General features: G+C 42.6%; 14 protein-coding genes. 10 read left to right on the forward strand and 4 right to left on the reverse strand.

Annotation, left to right across the window (positions count from 1 at the left end):
* Positions 1-19: 19 nt before the first annotated feature.
* On the reverse strand, positions 20-1069 hold the full coding sequence (locus JL57_RS09155) for a response regulator (RefSeq protein WP_034141744.1): 1050 nt from the start codon (positions 1067-1069) through the stop codon (positions 20-22).
* A gap of 239 nt (positions 1070-1308) precedes the next feature.
* Between JL57_RS09155 and ald the strand changes: the two genes are divergently transcribed.
* Positions 1309-2442 carry an alanine dehydrogenase gene (gene ald / locus JL57_RS09160; protein ID WP_034141745.1) on the forward strand — a complete coding sequence of 378 codons (1134 nt, stop codon included), beginning with the start codon at positions 1309-1311 and terminating at the stop codon, positions 2440-2442.
* Positions 2443-2718: 276 nt separating this feature from the next.
* On the opposite strand, the gene JL57_RS09165 is transcribed toward ald, so the two are convergent.
* Both JL57_RS09165 and JL57_RS09170 read right to left on the reverse strand, forming a co-directional pair.
* Positions 2719-3966: a PocR ligand-binding domain-containing protein gene (locus JL57_RS09165; RefSeq protein ID WP_034141746.1), complete on the reverse strand. Its 1248-nt coding sequence runs from the start codon at positions 3964-3966 to the stop codon at positions 2719-2721.
* A gap of 252 nt (positions 3967-4218) precedes the next feature.
* Positions 4219-5172 carry a DMT family transporter gene (locus JL57_RS09170; protein ID WP_034141747.1) on the reverse strand — a complete coding sequence of 318 codons (954 nt, stop codon included), beginning with the start codon at positions 5170-5172 and terminating at the stop codon, positions 4219-4221.
* A gap of 129 nt (positions 5173-5301) precedes the next feature.
* Between JL57_RS09170 and JL57_RS09175 the strand changes: the two genes are divergently transcribed.
* On the forward strand, positions 5302-6711 hold the full coding sequence (locus JL57_RS09175; RefSeq protein WP_034141748.1) for a PLP-dependent aminotransferase family protein: 1410 nt from the start codon (positions 5302-5304) through the stop codon (positions 6709-6711).
* Positions 6712-6882: 171 nt separating this feature from the next.
* Here JL57_RS09175 and JL57_RS09180 read toward each other — a convergent pair whose 3' ends face one another.
* Positions 6883-7230 carry a YggT family protein gene (locus tag JL57_RS09180; RefSeq protein ID WP_291299889.1) on the reverse strand — a complete coding sequence of 116 codons (348 nt, stop codon included), beginning with the start codon at positions 7228-7230 and terminating at the stop codon, positions 6883-6885.
* Between the two features lie 213 nt (positions 7231-7443).
* On the opposite strand from JL57_RS09180, the gene cooS reads away from it, so the two are divergent.
* From cooS to mmsB, 8 genes are all read left to right on the forward strand, one after another.
* Positions 7444-9375: an anaerobic carbon-monoxide dehydrogenase catalytic subunit gene (cooS, locus tag JL57_RS09185; protein ID WP_034141749.1), complete on the forward strand. Its 1932-nt coding sequence runs from the start codon at positions 7444-7446 to the stop codon at positions 9373-9375.
* A gap of 537 nt (positions 9376-9912) precedes the next feature.
* Entirely contained in the window at positions 9913-10908 is a 996-nt protein-coding gene (galT, locus tag JL57_RS09190; protein ID WP_034141750.1) for a galactose-1-phosphate uridylyltransferase, read from the forward strand.
* The gene (locus JL57_RS09195; protein WP_034141751.1) at positions 10896-12074 is read left to right on the forward strand and encodes a galactokinase; all 1179 of its coding nucleotides are present in this window, start codon (positions 10896-10898) and stop codon (positions 12072-12074) included. The genes galT and JL57_RS09195 overlap by 13 nt, the downstream gene beginning before the upstream one ends.
* 39 nt (positions 12075-12113) lie before the next feature.
* A complete protein-coding gene (locus tag JL57_RS09200; protein ID WP_034141752.1) occupies positions 12114-13214 on the forward strand; it encodes a Xaa-Pro peptidase family protein in 1101 nt (366 codons plus the stop codon).
* A 38-nt stretch (positions 13215-13252) separates the two neighbouring features.
* Positions 13253-14503 (forward strand): ROK family transcriptional regulator, encoded by a 1251-nt coding sequence (locus JL57_RS09205; protein ID WP_034141753.1) that lies wholly within the window; start codon positions 13253-13255, stop codon positions 14501-14503.
* 201 nt (positions 14504-14704) lie between these two features.
* Positions 14705-15811 carry a multiple monosaccharide ABC transporter substrate-binding protein gene (chvE, locus tag JL57_RS09210; protein ID WP_034141754.1) on the forward strand — a complete coding sequence of 369 codons (1107 nt, stop codon included), beginning with the start codon at positions 14705-14707 and terminating at the stop codon, positions 15809-15811.
* A 103-nt stretch (positions 15812-15914) separates the two neighbouring features.
* Positions 15915-17450: a multiple monosaccharide ABC transporter ATP-binding protein gene (gene mmsA, locus JL57_RS09215; RefSeq protein ID WP_034141755.1), complete on the forward strand. Its 1536-nt coding sequence runs from the start codon at positions 15915-15917 to the stop codon at positions 17448-17450.
* A gap of 2 nt (positions 17451-17452) precedes the next feature.
* On the forward strand, positions 17453-18616 hold the full coding sequence (gene mmsB / locus JL57_RS09220) for a multiple monosaccharide ABC transporter permease (RefSeq protein WP_034141756.1): 1164 nt from the start codon (positions 17453-17455) through the stop codon (positions 18614-18616).
* Positions 18617-18620: the final 4 nt, after the last annotated feature.

Below are 18620 nucleotides of genomic sequence, written 5' to 3' on the forward strand. Positions count from 1 at the left end.
TAATGACCTCTGATCCTGGTTAAAAGGTATGATTTGCTCGATACTCAGAGGGGGTAATACCCTCGTGCTTTTTGAAAATAGCTGAAAAATAGCTGCTGGAATTAAACCCGGTAGCAGCGGCTATTTGGTCGATTGTGGCAGTTGACCTACGCAATTGTTGCTTGGCATTCTTGAGCCGTACTTGGGCCAGATAATCTGTTAAACCAATACCTGTATGTTTATTAAAGATCCGGCTGAGATAAGCGGGACTGAGGTGGACATGAGTTGCCACTATATTAAGCGAAATATTATGGGCATAGTTAGATTCGATATAGTCTTTGGCCTTACTTACTAAGACTTGGGATTGATTAAACGGCTGATTTGAACCTAATAAACCAATACATTTTTCCAGCATTATCTCCCCCCAATATTTTATATCATCGAGGGAGGATACATGGGATAAATCTTGGGCAAGCTCATGTTCAATTGGAGTAACTTCGGAGGGATCAGCACCTGCAGAAAGGGTAACTTGTATGACAATGATCATGAGTCGTACAGCAAAAGAATTTACAAGAACTGTTTGTGGAATCTGGTTTGAAGCAGCGAGCTGCTCAAGAATAAGCGCTAATTGACGTTTACCCTCCTTAAGATTTCCTGCTCTTACTTGTTCCTCAAGTCCTGTCAAATCCAGAGTAGGACCAGGTTGAAACTTTCTAAGGGAAAATCTATCCATTGCCTGTTTTACAGCCTCGATCAGTTGTTGTGGTTGAATTGGTTTGAGTAAGTAATCTGTGGCTTGAGCTTTTATAGCCTGCTGAGAATAAGAAAATTTACCATAGGCTGTTAAAATAATGACTTCTGTGGCAGGGTTAAGTGCCTTAATTTGTCTGGTTGCCTCAATTCCGTCAATTCCGGGCATTTTGATATCCATGATTATCAAATCAGGGCGTGTGAGATGAACCTTTTCTAAAGCTTCTCGCCCACTCGTAGCTTCTCCAACTATTGTGATAGGCAGGCTGGAGTTTTGTAGGATAAAGCAGATAATTTTGCGTTCTAATTCCTCATCATCAACCAGTAATACTCTATACATCCTATTACCACCCACCCTCAAGATCTGTTGCTTATGATAGGAGTTCATATTAATTATACTTTCTTTTAATATCTATGCATTACAAAATATTAATACTCAAGGTAAAAATTTTAATAAGTTATTCAAATAATCTGACAATATCTTAAGAATATTGCACATGGTTTTGTCTGGTTTAAGAACTTAATTGTGAGATGATAAAGGTACTAAAAGGCTTCCCATATTGAAAGGAGATTATTAAAATGATTATCGGAGTACCTAAAGAAATTAAGAATAATGAAAACCGCGTTGCTCTTACTCCCGCCGGGGTTGTGGCATTTTGCAAAGCCGGCCACCAAGTTGTCATTGAAAATAATGCTGGTGTCGGCAGTGGAATCAGTAACGAGGAATACATTGCTGCTGGCGCCGAAGTCTTGGCTACCCCGGCTGATGTTTATACTAGCGCGGATATGATCATTAAAGTAAAAGAGCCCCTGTCTGCAGAATATGATCTGTTCAAAGATGGTCAACTGCTGTTTACCTATCTTCACCTGGCACCAGAGCCCGCCTTGACAGCAGCATTACTCAAGAAAAATGTCGTAGGTATTGCTTACGAAACTGTTCAGCCTGCTGACGGCAGCCTGCCTCTACTCATTCCTATGAGTGAAGTGGCCGGGCGAATGGCAACTCAAATTGGTGCTCAGTTTCTGGAAAAGCAATATGGTGGGAAAGGTATCCTCTTAGGCGGAGTTCCCGGAGTTTCCCCTGCTAAAGTTACGATTGTTGGTGGCGGTATCGTTGGTATCAACGCCGCTAAAATGGCCATCGGTATGGGAGCAGAGGTTACTATTCTGGATGTAAGCAATGCCCGTCTCCGCTATCTGGATGATATCTTTAGTTCAAAGATCAAAACTTTAATGTCTAACAGTTATAATATTGCGCAGGCTGTAGCGCAAGCTGATCTGCTGGTAGGAGCAGTTCTGATCCCCGGTGCGAGAGCCCCTAAGCTGGTTACTGAAGAAATGGTGAAAGCTATGAAACCGGGTTCGGTGATTGTTGACGTTGCTATTGACCAAGGTGGCAGTGTAGAAACGATTGATCATGTGACCACTCATGCAGAACCAACCTATGAAAAGTTTGGGGTTATACACTATAGTGTCGCCAACATGCCTGGAGCAGTAGCCCGTACTTCGACCTTCGCCTTGACCAATGCTACATTGCCCTATGCACTTAAGCTTGCTAAACTAGGCTATGCTGAAGCAATCAGAACCGACCTGGCGCTGGCCCGCGGTGTCAACGTAATCCATGGTAAACTCACCTATAAAGCAGTTGCAGAAGCACTCAATCTGGAGTACACGCCGTTAAGTGACGTTACTGAAGTCCCCTCTAGTTTTTAAGCCGGATTAGACCCCAAGAACGGTTTAGCAACCGAAGTTTCACACGTAGGAAAGGACAGGCTCAAAAGCTTGTCCTTTTTCCATGCTGCTAAACCATCCATGGAGCATTTGATACTAGGCGCGTCCTATGTTCTCGCTTAAGTTGCACGCGCTGGCTATAACTAGAACAAGGATGTTTGAGGATAGAGCTACTAAGACTCGAACAAGGATGTTTGAATTAGAGCGCTACCAAGACTCAAACGCGCAGTGATGGTATTGCGCCGCGATGTAGAGATTTCATTCATCAGTGATGCCGTAATGCGGTATAGGGGACTGACTCGGTATTAAGAGACTAACTGTAGTAAGCCCTTGTTCAGGCACCAGCTTAACCCCGAATTCCTTGCCAAATTGTAGTTGCAAGCGTTTATGAACATTGCGCAGACCAATCCCTGCAAGGATTTGCTGATCCTTGCTCAAATCGATCGCAGCATAAGCCTGGGGCATGCCGACTCCATCATCTATCACTGATATCTCCACAAGGTTGTTAACTTTTCTAGCCTTAATCCAGAGGTGGCCTATACCCTCTTTTGGTTCCAACCCATGGATACAGGCATTCTCCGCTAAGGGTTGCAAACTTAAAAAAGGAATCTGTAAATTTCGGAGGTTTTCCGGAACGTCTATAGATACTTCAAGTCGACTACCAAATCTGGTTTTTTGAATAAGAAGATAGCTTTCTACATAATGTAGTTCTTCACACAAGGAGACCAATTCTTCTGGCTGATCTAAATTATGCCTTAGTAAATTGGACAGGGCGAAAAGAGTGTTCAATCCTTTTGTATTTTCACCGAGAGTTACCAAACTGATGATCGTGTTTAGAGTGTTGAATAAAAAGTGGGGTTTAATTTGAGCCTGTAGGTTTTTTAACTCTGCCTTGTGTAGCGTGTGCTCAAGCTCTACGATAATTCGCGCGTCCTCAGCTGCTTTCAATTTCTCTTTGCTTAGCGCTTCTTGCATCTTTGCCCGATAGATCAGTTCGACTATATAACTCACCACAAATTGTATAAGTCCACCGGCAGCTTGGCATTTTTCCATGCTTATAACCTGGATTTCCTGAAAAGATTGGATTAAGTGTTCGGGATCAAGACCCAAGTCAGAAGTAGCGTGAAGCATATCTTCAATCTCTTGAGTTTGTGGTTTTTCCAGGAGCATCTGACCGCAGGTAATCGATCCATAGAACTGATCATCTACTATGATGGGTACTGACATTAGCATAACACCAGCATGGCATTTGCCCATACAGGAGTTGCCCTGCTCTACGGTATTAAAACCTAGCTGAGCATTGGAATTAATACATCGCTTTAGACCAGCCTCTTTGGAGCGGATGCTACGGCAAAATCCATAAAAGTAATCATGCTGAACCACAGGAAAACCCAGGGCATCATTAATATCAATCGTGATGTCAGTGGCCTTAGTGAAGGTTTCAATGATTCGTACTAGCTTGTCCTCTTCAATGAGTTGAAATAGGCTCTTTGGTTTATGATCCATACAATCCTCTCCTGTACGATGTCTAAACTCATTTTCTAGAGTTAACTTGCAACCAGATGATTGATTGGTATCCAAATAACAAATGATATACGACTGAAAAATGAGTATATCATTAATTGATTATAGACTTAATTCAATGCTTATTACCAGCCCAATTTATGTAAATTAAATCGACTCGAACTCTGTGAACCCACTGTTGGCGAGGGTATGAAAAGTTGGGACACAACTTGCTCCGCACTCATACAGTTCGTATCATTTAGATGCTGATATACTTAGTAACCTTGTTTGTTGTAGATTGACTTGGCACCCTCCAATCAGAAGCATACCAAAGACAACCAAGAGTCCCCCAGACCATTGGTGCAATGCAACGCGCTCCCCTAATATCAAAACAGACAGGACCAACGAAGTGAGTGGCATCATACCGGAAAAGGCAGCAGCTGTATATGCGGTGCAGCGTTTTATACCAGCGTACCAAAAAATGAAAGCCAGTGCAGTTACGAACAAACCGTACCACCCCAATGCCAACCATTCTTTAATACCAAGTGACATAAGCGATAAAACCGGATGCTCGAATAGTGATGGTATTAGGCAAAGAAGCAAAGCAATTCCTGATACAAGGATCGTTTGGACAATGGGATTTATGGGAAGAGAACGAGCTGCAACTATTCTAAGACTACTGATCCGGGATAGAATATTGAACAGAGATTCACATACTGCAGCACAGAGAACCAATATATTCCCGATTACATGATTCATAGTCAATGCATTTCCAGGTAACAATATTCCCTGTAACAACAGAATACCTATAATAGTACTGAAAATACCGAAAAGGCTTTTTTTATATAAGGGTTCCTTTAACAGAAACCTTGCAAAAAGTGCTGTTGCTGCTGGTGTCGCTCCGGTTAGGACTCCGGCTTCACCTGAACTTGTGTACAATAAACCCTGTAAAAGAAACATACGGAATAGAAAAATACCAAATGTTGCCTGGAGAAGTAGTGTAACCCAGTCGCGTGCCGACATCTGTTGAAGCGTCTTTCTGAGATTGCTTCTGCAAAGCGGCAGCAAAGCAAGAATTGCAAACAACAAGCTGATAGCAGTAATGGTAAATGTCCCCAGATGACCGGAAACGAAGCGGGCTGCAATAACTGAAGTTCCTGCCAGAGTAAAAGCACCCATTAAATAAATCATTCCTTTAAACTGTTCCATTTTTCATCCTCCATATAATAGTTTATTTTATAGTAATGAATAATCAGGGATGTTATAATCATACAAAATAAACTGGTCTAGCAACAGAACCAGTTGAAGGGGATTATTAATAGTCCAGTTGGAGGGAGTATGTGGGGAATAGAATTAGAGCGTCAAGGCGAAATTTCCTTGTCGCGTCAGATTTATCAAACACTGAGAGATTACATAATAGATGGGCGGATAAAACCAGGTGAAGCATTACCTTCTACACGTGAATTAGCAAAACAACAGTCGGTATCGCGCAATACTGTTGCTGAGTCCTACGAAATGTTATTAGCTGAGGGATTTGTAATTAGCCGACAGGGTTCTCCAACACGGGTTGTTGAAGGTCTGCGCCTTGAAAAAACCCCTGCCTTAGAACAGTTGAAAGAAACAATGCCACAGGCTCAATCGTTCAGGGCTGATTTTAAGACAGGTCAGCCAGATTTGCGATGTTTTCCGCGCTATCAATGGCAGCAACTATTCGTTAAAGCATTTGAAAAAATGCCATTAAATCAACTAGGTTATTCCGGACCGGAAGGGCTTCTGTCGTTACGTGAAGAAATTGCTGCATGGCTATTTCGAAGCAAGGGGCTTGCAGTTAGTTCACAAGATATCTTCATTACTGCTGGAGCAACGCAAACCTTACATTTGATTGCCGATTTACTGTCTACTGAGGGACGGGAGATGCTGATAGAGGACCCATGCCATATCGGTATGCTGCGAGCACTCCAAGGTAAAGGATATTCAATGCGTCCAGTGCCGGTGGATGCACTAGGACTTCAGACCGAGTATCTTGATGGTAAAGGAGCATGTGCAGTATATGTAACACCTTCTCATCAGTTTCCTCTGGGAGGCATTCTTCCAGCTAAACGTCGAGCCGCGTTGATACGATTTGCTAGGGAAAATAACTTGTATATTGTTGAGGATGATTATGATAGTGAATTCAGATATTGCGGGGCCCCGGTATCTCCTCTCTATTCGATGGATCCGCAACGGGTGATTTATGTTGGGACATTCAGCAAAGTTTTATTCCCAGCGTTAAGGATCGGTTATGTGGTGTTGCCGCAACAACTACACTCACAGTGGCGGTATCTACGTATTCATGCAGATGTCCAGAATCCCCCTTTTGAACAGGCGGCCTTGGCTGAATACTTGCATACTCGAAAACTAGATAGGCATGTACAGCAGATGCGGAGGGTATATGGACAGAGGCGACATGTCCTTTTACAGACGCTGGATGAAACATTCGGGAAAGCATGGCACCCGTGGGGAGATGCTGCAGGGTTACATCTTGCCCTAGAGTTTCCAGGTATGCGTTTTGATAATGAGTTTGCACAGCGGGGTCGAAACTATGGGATTCGTGTTACTCCGGTGGAATATCACAGTATCCGCAAAGGTAAGCATTTAGACAAGTTGTTGATAGGATATGGGCATCTGGAACCGGATGAGATCCGGAATGGAATTTTATTGTTGCATGACTTTATGAAAGAAAATGGCCAAACCCCCGTAACGGTATAGATTTACCGTTACGGGGGTTTCTTTGCACTAGTCGTAATATGCAGTTGTATGCAAGTTGGTGTGCAAGTTGGGGACGGTTCTTGGCTTGCACTTGGCTTGCATGACTTGCACATGGATAAGTTCAACTAAACTTTCGGATGGAGTAAAACTTCACCTGAGGTAAGCATTCCTTTACCGGATTTCGTTGCTATGCGCAGGCCTGCGGATTTCAATTAACTTAACGATTCCCCAAGCAATGATCGCATAAACAATCATTGCGATAATGGTCGTTGGCTCTAAGACTGACTGTGCCTCAATTCCTTTAGTGACAGCCGATCTGAAAATACCGTTGAAGGGGATTAAAAAGGCTTGTGACACAGAATAGATGAACGACACAAAAGGACTTTGTGGGTTGGCCCCTAATAGCTTGAAGATTAAGCGAAAGGCTAGTAAAACTTGTAAAACCCCTAAGATATAATAAACGATTCTTTTAGCTTGGAGATTTTTCGGATCAGTGTTCATAACGCTGCTTTCGTTCATTTATGATCCCTCCTTGTAAGGTTACTATTTTTATATCTTTCCATTTTTCCTAAGCAACTATAACAACCATGCTGATTAATATCGAAAATTAATCAGCAACTATTGAATGACAAGAGAATAGATAATGAGACTTTTTAGTTTTTATTAACATGTACATATTTACCATTGCAGATGAGCAAACTTTCTATAGTAATAACAAAAGGGGGATCGGTAATGACTGAAACCATACTGGAAAAGACAGAAGGCCGGGTAAGTTATCATGACTCTGTTGAAGAGATGTTAATACGTATCCGGGAAGATGGTATGTCCAATTCATTCGATCGCTGGACTCAACAGGAGAAGATACGTTGTAAATTTTGTCTTCAAGGCTTAACCTGTCAACAATGTGCCCAAGGACCCTGCCGAATCAGTGAAAAGGGTGAACAGGATAAAGGGGTCTGTGGAATTGGTGCCGATGCTATGGCTATGAGAAAGCTTCTTCTGCAAAATATTATGGGAGCGGGGACCTATAGCCATCATGCCTATGAGGCTTTCAGAACCTTAAAGGCGACTGGAGAAGGGAAAACTCCATTTATTATTACAGATGTTAATAAACTTAAATGGATGTGTGAAAAGCTTGGACTCAATACGAATCAGGATACTAACCAGATGGCCATACAATTAGCCGATCTCCTCAATGCACAGATGAACATCGGATCTGAAGAGCCTAACCTTATGGTCGAAGCATTTGCTCCGAAGAAACGGAAACAAGTCTGGAAGGACTTAAATATTTACCCTGCCGGTGCCGTTCATGAAGAGCAAAATTGTGTCGCTAGCTGCTTAACTAATGTCGATGGAGATTACGTATCATTGGCACTCAAAGCCTTGCGCTTGGGACTTGCCACAATCTATAATGCTCAAATTGGGCTGGAAATGACCCAAGATATTTTGTTTGGCACACCTAAACCCCACGAAGTCAATGTTGATTTAGGGATTATGGACCCTGATTACGTTAATATCGTGCTCAATGGTCACCAACCATGGCCTGGAGTTGCAACCATTCAAAAGGCCAAAACGAAGGAAGTCCAAGATCGGGCCAAAGCGGCTGGGGCGAAAGGACTTAGAATCGTCGGTTCTATCGAAACCGGACAAGAATTGGTCCAGAGATTTCCTGTAGATGATGTTTTTGTGGGTCTAATGGGGAATTGGTTGACCATAGAGCCCCTTTTAGCTACCGGGACGGTGGATGTCCTAGCCATGGATGAGAATTGTTCCCCACCAGCCATTGATATGTATGCAGAAAAATATCAAATAACCCTGGTGAGTGTCAGTACGATCATCGGTGTACCGGGACTCCAACATAAGTATGCGTATCATCCGGCTGAAGTTGATGCAATAGCTGATCAACTCATTAATTTGAGTATTGAAAACTTCAATAAGCGAAAAGGGACAATTACCCCGAAGGTTCCCAAAATCACGCAGAAGGCGATTGCGGGATTCTCCACTGAAGCTGTCTTAGAGGCTCTTGGCAACAAACTAGATCCGCTCGTTGATGTCATCGCAGCGGGAAAAATTAAAGGTGTTGTCGCCCTAGTGAGCTGCTCGACCATTAGGAATGGCCCACAGGATTGGAACACTGTAAATCTGGCAAAAGAACTAATCAAAAAGGATATTTTGGTTGTTTCCGGTGGGTGTGGAAATCACGCCTTAGAAGTGGCGGGGCTTTGTAACATGGATGCCGTTAAAATGGCGGGCAAAGGCCTTGGAGAAATATGCGGTGCCTTAAAAATCCCACCCGTCTTGAGTTTTGGAACCTGTACGGATACAGGAAGAATCTCGATGCTCGTCACAGCCCTGGCAGATCATTTGGATGTTGACGTACCTCAATTACCCATTGCAGTGACTGCCCCCGAATGGATGGAGCAAAAAGCGACGATTGATGGAGTATTTGCTGTTGCATATGGGGCGTACACTCATCTATCCCCGACCCCCTTTGTGACGGGCGCACCCCAACTCGTCAAATTATTGACCCAAGATGTAGAAGGGCTAACCGGAGGGAAGGTCGCCCTCGGAGACGATCCTGTCGAAGTGGCTAATAACATCGAGGCTCATATTATGGCGAAGAGAAAGGGCTTAGGATTGAGCACTACCCAAGCAGCAAGATAAACCTTCTACAAGGGCTAAGAAAACTTCAAAGCATAAACGATGTAAAGAAAACTTGGCTGACGTCCACGAAGACACTGTCTTCGCACGTGTTAGCTTAGCGGAGAAGCCTTAGCGAAGGCCTCAGCCTTAGTTGCACTTATGCGTTGGTCATGACTCGAACAGGACGTTTGAGATTAGAGCACCGCCATGGATGGCAAGGTGCTGTGATGGCGAGAAGGGACCTTACCCGAAACTTATACTTTCTGATAGTAGGAAAAAGGCTGTCGATACCCTATGGTATCGGCAGCCTTTAACATCTAGTTGATAAGGGTAAGAGTGGAGGCATGAAAAAAGAGACCGACCCCTATCTGCTATTAATTTGAATGGAAGGGTTAATTTAACCAACTAAACATTCCCTAATTTGTTAAATAAAAACGAGAAAATAAATATAAAAGATACTTAATTAATTTAATTAAATGGATTATAATAGAATAGAGAAGATCAAATAAGCTAAGATTAAAAACTCATTGAGAGACGATCATAGAGGAGGGGATAGCCATGACTGAATTACGTTATAACCCGTTGTTGGGGGATTGGACTATGGTGGCTACCCGCAGGCAAAATCGACCGAATATGCCGAAGGAAGGTTGTCCTTTTTGTCCGGGTTCGGGTAAGGTACCTGAAGATTATGATGTTCTTAAATACGATAACGATTTTCCTGCACTTATGTCTGACCCACCCGAGGCTGATTCTGTAGGGTCTTCCTTATATAAAACTGCGAAAGCGCATGGAAAATGCGAGGTAATCCTCTATTCCCCTAATCATACCACGACACTTCCAGAGCTTTCTATCGAGCATCTGGAAAAATTAATTGATTTGTGGACGGAACGGTTTGTGGCCCTGAGTCAGGAGCCAAACCATGAATATATTATGATTTTCGAGAATCGAGGGGAAGAGTGCGGTGTAACGATGCCTCATCCGCATGGTCAGATTTATGCTTATTCTTGGATTCCTTTGAAAATCCGCACGGAACTCGAGAATTGCCATACCTATTACACCTCACACGGATCGTGTCTAATTTGTGATATGAATCGAGCAGAATTAGAGTTTCAGAAGCGTGTAATTCATGAAAATGAGCATTTTTTAGCGTATATTCCGTTCTTTACGGATTACCCATACGGGTTATTTATTGTTAGTAAAAACCATAAGACGGCCTTAAGTGATTTCACTCGGGAGGAAAAACGTAGTTTAGCTCTCATGCTAAAGTGTATGACGGGTGCCATGGATACTTTATTCAATAGGTTGTTCCCCTATATGATGGTCATTCATCAACGCCCGGTTCATGGACAGTCTGCAAAGGATTATTATCACTTTCATATTGAATTTTACACACCCTTGAGAGATGAAGGTAAACTAAAATACTATGCTTCTTCTGAAATGGGTGCTTGGGCGCCTGCTAACCCGCAAGCTGTGGAAGAGACGTCCGAATATTTGCGCAAGGCGTTTCAAGATTATCTCGATAAAGAAGGGCGGACCAACGAATGCCTGGACTGAACATACTGAGACAGACCTTTACAAAAGTCTTTGGCTATGGCGATAGCGGAGAGGAACTGCGAGTTTTCTTTGCCCCAGGTCGAGTAAATTTAATTGGAGAACATACTGATTTCACGGGAGGGTATGTGTTGCCTGCGGCGTTAACATACGGAACCTGGGCGGTTGTTCGTCCTCGCAAGGATCGAAGGTTTCGTCTTGCTTCGACAAGCTTTCCTGGAAAGGTAGAGATCGACGCGGATAAGGTTATATACCAGCAGGCTGACGGATGGGCAAATTATCCCAAAGGGGTCTTCAGTGAATTCAATCAATTGGGTCTGCGCTTATCAGGCTGCGATATTCTGTACGATGGGAATATCCCCAAAGGGGCTGGATTGTCCTCGTCCGCTTCTATAGAAATGGTGACTGCAATTGCTCTTAAACACATCGAATCTCTCGATTACTCATTAATTGACCTTGCGCAACTGGCTCAGCGCGCCGAAAATCAATTTGTCGGGCTTAATTGTGGGATTATGGATCAGTTTGCTTCGGGGATGGGACAGGCGGGGAACGCTGTGCTCTTGAAATGTGACACCTTGGATTATCGCTATGTTCCGCTGGTCTTGGGAGACTATCAACTTGTCATCACCAACTCAAATAAACAGCGAAGTTTGACAGAATCAAAGTATAATCAAAGAAGGCAAGAGTGCGAGGAAGGGGTTAATATTGTCCAGAAAAACCTTCCTGGGGTTGTTAGTTTGGGTAATCTCTCGCTTGATCAATGGCAAGAGGTACAGAAGTATGTAACGGTGCCAGAGATTTATAAACGCTTAGACCACGTGATCCATGAAAACGAACGTACTCTAGCTTCAACCTTCGCTTTAGAAGCAGGGAATATCCAGGATTTTGGTCAGTATATGATAAAGTCTCACGAGTCTCTGCGTGATCTCTTCGAAGTGACAGGTCCGGAACTAGACACACTTTTTGTTGAGGCACGTCAGGTCGACGGATGCCTGGGCACGAGAATGACAGGAGCTGGTTTTGGCGGGTGTACCGTGAGTTTGGTTCATAAAGAGGCTGTCAAGGATTTTCAAACGCAGGTGACGATAGGATATAGGGGCAAGACTGGGCTGACCCCGACATTTTATCATTGCGATAGTGGGGATGGAGCCCGTGAACTAAACAGCTAAGAACTGGCAGCGGCATCAGCGGGAAGGGTTTGATAATTAATGACTACAAAAGGAAAAATCCAGAGAATCAGGAATTTACTAAGAGAGAAGTCTTTAGACGGAGTCCTTCTCCGTAAACGTCGGAGCTTTTCATGGCTGACGAACGGACGGGTAAACTATATCTTTTCCTCGACAGAGCTAGGAGTAGCGGATTTGTTAGTCTTTGAGGACAAGGTTTGCTGCATCACGACTAAAATGGAGTTTGCCCGCATACAGGAAGAGGAACTGTCTGATCTGGAAATTGAGTGGATCACGCCAGAGTGGTTTGAGGGACATCAAGTGGCGATTGACAACTTATGCCAAGGGAAAAAGATGGGGACGGATATGTGCCCAGAAACGGTTCCTCTTACAGCAGGAATAGACCTGAGCAAGGAATTAGCGGAGCTGTCCTATGTCTTAAGTCTTGAAGAAATTGATCACTATCGATGGTTGTCACAAAACGTTGCTAGAGCTTTGGAAATGACGTGCCGACAGATTGGACCAGGAATGTCAGAATTCGAGATTCAAGCGCTTCTAACCTCGAAAGTAGTAAGTCTAGGAATCCAACCGCAAGTACTTCTGGTGGCAACGGATCAGAGAATTTATAAGTATCGTCATCCCATTCCTACGGAGAAAAAGCTGGAGAATTATGCGATGCTTGTCCTTTGTGGTGAAAAATGGGGCTTAGTCGCTAGTGCAACTCGCTTTGTTCATTTTGGACCAATCTCGGAGGAACTACAGCAGAATAAACGAAAATTGTTAGAAATTGATCTAGCGTTTAATCTGGCGACTCGGCCAGGAGTCCCGATCAAGGATGTTTTTCGGCAAGGTATTGAAGTGTATAGAAAAATGGGCTATGAAGAGGATTGGCGTTCCCTTCATCAAGGCGGTCCGACAGGGTATGCTTCACGTGAATTTTTGGCTAATTTGAATAGTGAGGGCGTGGTTCAGGATCATCAAGCCTTTGCTTGGAACCCATCCCTCAAAGGAATAAAATCAGAAGATACAATTTTGGTTACCGAGAATGGGCCGGAATTTTTAACATACACAGGGGAATGGGAGTATATGCGGATGGAGAAAAACGGCCAAATTTACCTCCGCCCAGATATCCTGATTCGATAATGGAATATCACAATTGGCACAAAAAAGGGAGTGAAAGCGTGGGTGAACCAATTTCAGTCGGGAGTTTTCAGGGCATGAAATCTCTGAATAAATCGGCAATTCTCAATGTCGTCAGGCAGCATGGCCTTATTTCGAGAGCTGAGATAGCAAAATTGACAAAGCTAACTCCCCCTACAGTTACGAATCTTGTTGGGGAATTAATTGACACAAAATTGGTGGTAGAAACCGATCTGGGTGAGTCTACGGGTGGAAGAAAACCGATTATGCTCAGAATTAACTCCTCCGCTTTCCATGTGGTTGGCGTTTATGCTGGGCCGAAGAAAGTTAAGGCAGTGGCGGCCACCTTGGATGGAAATGTGATCACCCAAGTAGAAGCGAGGTATGTAGAAAATCCGACGTGTGAACAGTTCTTGGCAACCCTGGCAGACGTCATCGAAAAGGTTATCGAGAGAGCGAACCCCAAAATGGAGTCTATTCTAGGAATTGGCGTGGGTATGCATGGCCTTGTCGACTCCGAACAAGGAGTTTCGATTTTTGCTCCTCATCTTAATTTTCGTAACATCGCCATCAAAGCGTACCTAGAACATAAATTTGATTTGCCCGTTGAAGTGGAAAATGATATTCGAGCTCAGGCCATCGGAGAAAGTTGGTTTGGTCAAGGGAAGTGCGTTCCTAATTTTATCTTGTTCCGGGTTGGAACAGGCGTAGGGGCAGGTATTATTTTAGATCATCAGTTGTATCGTGGAACCTCATTCACTGCAGGTGAAATAGGGCATACAATCATTGATATCAATGGACCAAAATGCAGCTGTGGTAACTACGGTTGTCTTGAAAGTATGGTAGGCGGGACTGCGCTTGCGGTGAGAGCCCAGCAGGCCATTCGTTTTGGCAAGAAGTCAATTCTGGAGGATATGGTTAAAGGAAACATCGAGCTTATTGATGGAAAAATGCTCTACTTGGCAGCGCAGCAAGAGGATCAAGTGGCAATAGACGTGTTAGAAGACACAGGCCGCTATCTTGGAATAGGCATTGCTAATCTGATCAATACTCTCAATCCATCGCTGATTATTTTAAGTGGAGGAGTTTTCGGATCCGCTGATTTCATCATGGATTCTTTAAGAAAGACGGTCGAACGTCGGGCTTTAGCAAAACCAGCTCATGCAGTTTCTATTGTCATCTCGGAATTGGGCGAAAATGCCATCGCTATTGGGGCGCTTACCTTAGTACTGAAAAAAATATTCACATCGACAGGGTTAACTGATGCATTATTTGAAACTATCAATGAGTAAGTTGTCTTAAAGATAGTGCTTGACTATTCAGATTCCGGCAATATACAATATACCTAACTTAGATAATTTAATTAACTAAGTCTAAGGTTGAGATATTTACTCTTTCGGTTACTATCTTTTGCCAGTATATCTAAAAGAAGTAATGATAACACGGTAAAGGAATAGTGATATATTTCTATAAAAAAATAAGGGGGAAAAAGAATGAAAAAGGTCCTGTCAGTTTTAATGCTCTTATTAGTCATGGTCATGACGACAGCCTGCGGTGCAGCGAAACCAGCAGCTCCAAGCTCAGCTACTCCAAGCCCAACAGTAGAAAGCAATGGTAAAATCGCCGGTATTGCTATGCCCACAAAGACATCCCAGAGATGGATTGACGATGGCAATAACATGGTAAAATCCTTGGAAGCACTCGGTTATAAGACTGATTTACAGTATGGTGATAATAATGTACCGAATCAGGTAGCACAGATCGAAAATATGATCACGAAAGGCGCAAACGTCTTAGTCATTGCTTCAATTGATGGTACAGCTTTAACAGATGTCTTACAAAAGGCTCATGATGCCAAGATTCCAGTAATATCCTACGACCGACTGATCACGAAGAGCGCTTACGTAGATTACTATGCAACCTTCGATAACTTCAAAGTCGGTGTCCTTCAAGCAGGTTCCATTGAAACAGCGTTAGGCTTAAAGGATGGAAAAGGACCCTTTAACATTGAATTGTTTGCTGGATCTCCAGATGATAACAATGCTAAATTCTTCTTTGATGGAGCTATGTCCGTTTTACAGCCGTACATCACGTCTGGTAAATTAGTTGTCAAGAGTGGACAAACAGCTTATGCACAAGTCGGAACCCTAAGATGGGACGGCGCTACCGCACAGGCGAGAATGGATAACATACTTAGTAAAAACTATACAACCGCTAAAGTTGATGCAGTCTTATCTCCTTATGATGGTATCAGTATTGGTATCATTTCATCCTTGAAGGGCGTCGGCTATGGATCAGCTACTCAAAAAATGCCGATCATCTCAGGACAAGACTGTGAAGTCGCTTCGGTCAAATCAATCATCGCTGGTGAACAAACCACCTCGATCTTTAAGGACACCAGAGTATTGGCAGCTAAAGCTGCTGAAATGGCAGACTTTGTCCTAAAAGGTAAAACTCCAGTCGTTAATGATACAAAAACATATGACACCGGACTTAAAGTTGTTCCTTCCTTCCTCTGTGATCCAGTGGTTGTTGATAAAACAAATTATGAAAAGATCTTAATTGAAAGTGGATACTATACAGCAGATAAACTCAAGTAAAGAATAAAGATTCGTAATTGACTGAATGCTATTTAGTGATGGTGTATATCGATCGTGCTATACCCATCACTAAATTATTTTTTATGGTAGGAGCTGAAATCCTATGGCAGAGACCATTCTCGAAATGAAAAAGATTACTAAAACTTTTCCTGGTGTTAAGGCGCTCAATAACGTTAATTTAAAGGTTAGACAAGGAGAGATTCACGCACTAGTTGGGGAAAATGGGGCAGGTAAATCAACACTAATGAAGGTTTTGAGCGGTGTGTATCCCCACGGGAGCTATACCGGAGACATCCTATTTCATAACAAGTTATGCGAGTTTAAAGATATCAAACAAAGTGAACGCTTAGGGATTGTAATCATTCATCAAGAGTTGGCTCTAATACCCTTTTTATCGATTGCAGAAAATATCTTTCTTGGAAACGAACGAAGTAACTATGGAATCGTTGACTGGAATGAAACTACAAGGAGAACAACAGAATTACTTAAAAAAGTCGGATTGAACGAATCCCCAAAGACTCTGATTGCTAATATTGGGGTTGGTAAGCAACAACTCGTTGAAATTGCCAAGGCTTTATCAAAAGAAGTTAAATTATTAATTTTGGACGAACCCACAGCTGCTTTGAATGAAGATGATAGTCAGAATTTGATCGATCTGATTGCTGAACTTAAAAGCCAAGGGATTACATCGATCCTTATTTCCCATAAATTAAACGAGATCTCCAAGATTGCTGATTCAATTACGATTATACGCGATGGGACATGCATCGAAACACTCGATACAAAAAATGATAATATAACGGTCGACAAGATCATCAAAGGTATGGTAGGCAGGGATTTAGTCCATCGTTACCCACCAAGAGAAGCGGAAATTGGTGAGATCAACTTTGAAGTTAAGAATTGGACGGTCTATCATCCGATAAGCAGTGGACGTAAAGTCTGTGATAATGTCAACATCAATGTTCGTAAAGGGGAAGTTGTAGGCATTGCTGGCCTTATGGGTGCAGGAAGAACCGAACTTGCTATGAGTATCTTTGGTAAATCCTATGGCAAAAAAATAAGTGGTCAAATCTATAAAGACGGTCAAGAAATAAACATCAACAATGTAAATAAGGCTATTAAAAACGGTCTGGCATACGTTACAGAGGACAGAAAAGAATTCGGATTAATTTTAATAGATCACATAAAGGCAAATATTTCATTAGCTAATCTGAAGAGAATATCCAAGGGCGGTATCGTCAACGAAAATGAAGAAATTGTGCATTCAGAGAATTTACGTTCAAAATTAAATATCAAGTGTTCTGGAATCTTGCAGCAAACCGGTAATCTAAGTGGTGGAAACCAACAAAAGGTAGTACTCAGTAAATGGATTTTCACTGAACCCGATATATTAATCATGGATGAACCAACCCGAGGCATTGATGTCGGTGCAAAATATGAAATATACACGATTATTAATCAATTAGCAACGGAAGGAAAGGGCATATTGCTTATTTCTTCGGAACTTCCTGAATTGCTGGGGATGTGTGATCGGATCTATGTCATGAATGATGGAAAAGTATTAGGAGAGATTAGCGCGAAGGAAGCATCTCAGGAAAAAATTATGGAAATGATTATGAAACAGGGGCAGGAGGTATAAGTATGGGAGCTCTATATAAAATTTTTAAAGAAAATATAACCAAATACAGTATGGTTATAGCGTTAGTCGGAATTATGATCTTCTTTCAGATTGCTTCCGGTGGTATATTATTAAAACCTTTGAACGTTACCAATTTAATCTTACAGAATAGCTATATATTAATTTTAGCAATTGGTATGTTACTGGTCATAGTTTCTTTTCAGATAGATCTATCCGTGGGTTCAGTCGCCGCTGTCGTAGGAGCTCTTTCAGGGATCTTGATCATTAACAATGATGTTCCGGTTGCCTTGGGGATCCTGATTTGCCTTATAGTTGGCGCCCTGATAGGAGCCTTTCAAGGGTTCTGGATTGCTTATGTCAGAATACCCGCCTTTATCACGACTCTGGCGGGAATGTTAATATTCAGAGGTCTGACTTACGTTTCCCTCAAAGGCACTTCAATCGCACCATTTCCAAGCTCTTTCCAAAAAATGAGCACGGGTTTTATACCAGATTTCTTTCATGGGACAGGTATTCATATCACCACGATTGTTATCGGACTACTTCTATCAGTTTTATATGTGATCTATGAAATAAGTAAGAGAAAGACTCAAAAGAAATACAATTTTGAAGTGGTATCACTGGGGCCGTTGATCGTAAAAATTGTGGCACTGGTCACTGTCTTAAATTTATTTTTCTATACCCTCGCTATTTACAAAGGAATACCCAATGTTTTAGTCTTATTGCTGGTATTAATCGGTTTCTATACGTTTATTACAACTAAGACGACTTTAGGAAGACATATTTATGCCCTTGGTGGCAATGAAAAGGCCGCAAGACTTTCTGGGGTCAAAACAAAGCAAGTGATCTTCATGGTCTTCGTAAATATGGGGATACTAGCGGCTCTTTCGGGACTGGTCTTTGCTGCTAGATTAAATTCCGCAACACCCAATGCTGGTTCAAACTTTGAGCTGGATGCTATTGCTGCCTGCTTCATAGGAGGGGCATCAACCGCTGGAGGCATAGGTACGATCATGGGCGCAATCATAGGTGGGCTTGTTATGGGTGTTATGAACAATGGCATGTCATTAATAGGCGTCGGGATTGACTGGCAACAGACCATCAAAGGCTTAGTATTATTAATGGCTGTCGCATTTGATGTCTACTCAAAATCAAAAACTGCCTAAATGA

Source organism: Desulfosporosinus sp. BICA1-9, from assembly GCF_000802135.1.

Excerpts from the sequence above, each read along its gene's own strand:
- JL57_RS09170 (WP_034141747.1), bottom strand. The coding sequence starts at position 5,172 with ATGGAACAGTTTAAAGGAATGATTTATTTAATGGGTGCTTTTACTCTG.
- chvE (WP_034141754.1), top strand. The coding sequence starts at position 14,705 with ATGAAAAAGGTCCTGTCAGTTTTAATGCTCTTATTAGTCATGGTCATG.
- galT (WP_034141750.1), top strand. The coding sequence starts at position 9,913 with ATGACTGAATTACGTTATAACCCGTTGTTGGGGGATTGGACTATGGTG.
- JL57_RS09165 (WP_034141746.1), bottom strand. The coding sequence starts at position 3,966 with ATGGATCATAAACCAAAGAGCCTATTTCAACTCATTGAAGAGGACAAG.
- cooS (WP_034141749.1), top strand. The coding sequence starts at position 7,444 with ATGACTGAAACCATACTGGAAAAGACAGAAGGCCGGGTAAGTTATCAT.
- JL57_RS09180 (WP_291299889.1), bottom strand. The coding sequence starts at position 7,230 with ATGAACGAAAGCAGCGTTATGAACACTGATCCGAAAAATCTCCAAGCT.
- mmsA (WP_034141755.1), top strand. The coding sequence starts at position 15,915 with ATGGCAGAGACCATTCTCGAAATGAAAAAGATTACTAAAACTTTTCCT.
- JL57_RS09195 (WP_034141751.1), top strand. The coding sequence starts at position 10,896 with ATGCCTGGACTGAACATACTGAGACAGACCTTTACAAAAGTCTTTGGC.
- JL57_RS09175 (WP_034141748.1), top strand. The coding sequence starts at position 5,302 with ATGTGGGGAATAGAATTAGAGCGTCAAGGCGAAATTTCCTTGTCGCGT.
- ald (WP_034141745.1), top strand. The coding sequence starts at position 1,309 with ATGATTATCGGAGTACCTAAAGAAATTAAGAATAATGAAAACCGCGTT.
- mmsB (WP_034141756.1), top strand. The coding sequence starts at position 17,453 with ATGGGAGCTCTATATAAAATTTTTAAAGAAAATATAACCAAATACAGT.
- JL57_RS09155 (WP_034141744.1), bottom strand. The coding sequence starts at position 1,069 with ATGTATAGAGTATTACTGGTTGATGATGAGGAATTAGAACGCAAAATT.
- JL57_RS09200 (WP_034141752.1), top strand. The coding sequence starts at position 12,114 with ATGACTACAAAAGGAAAAATCCAGAGAATCAGGAATTTACTAAGAGAG.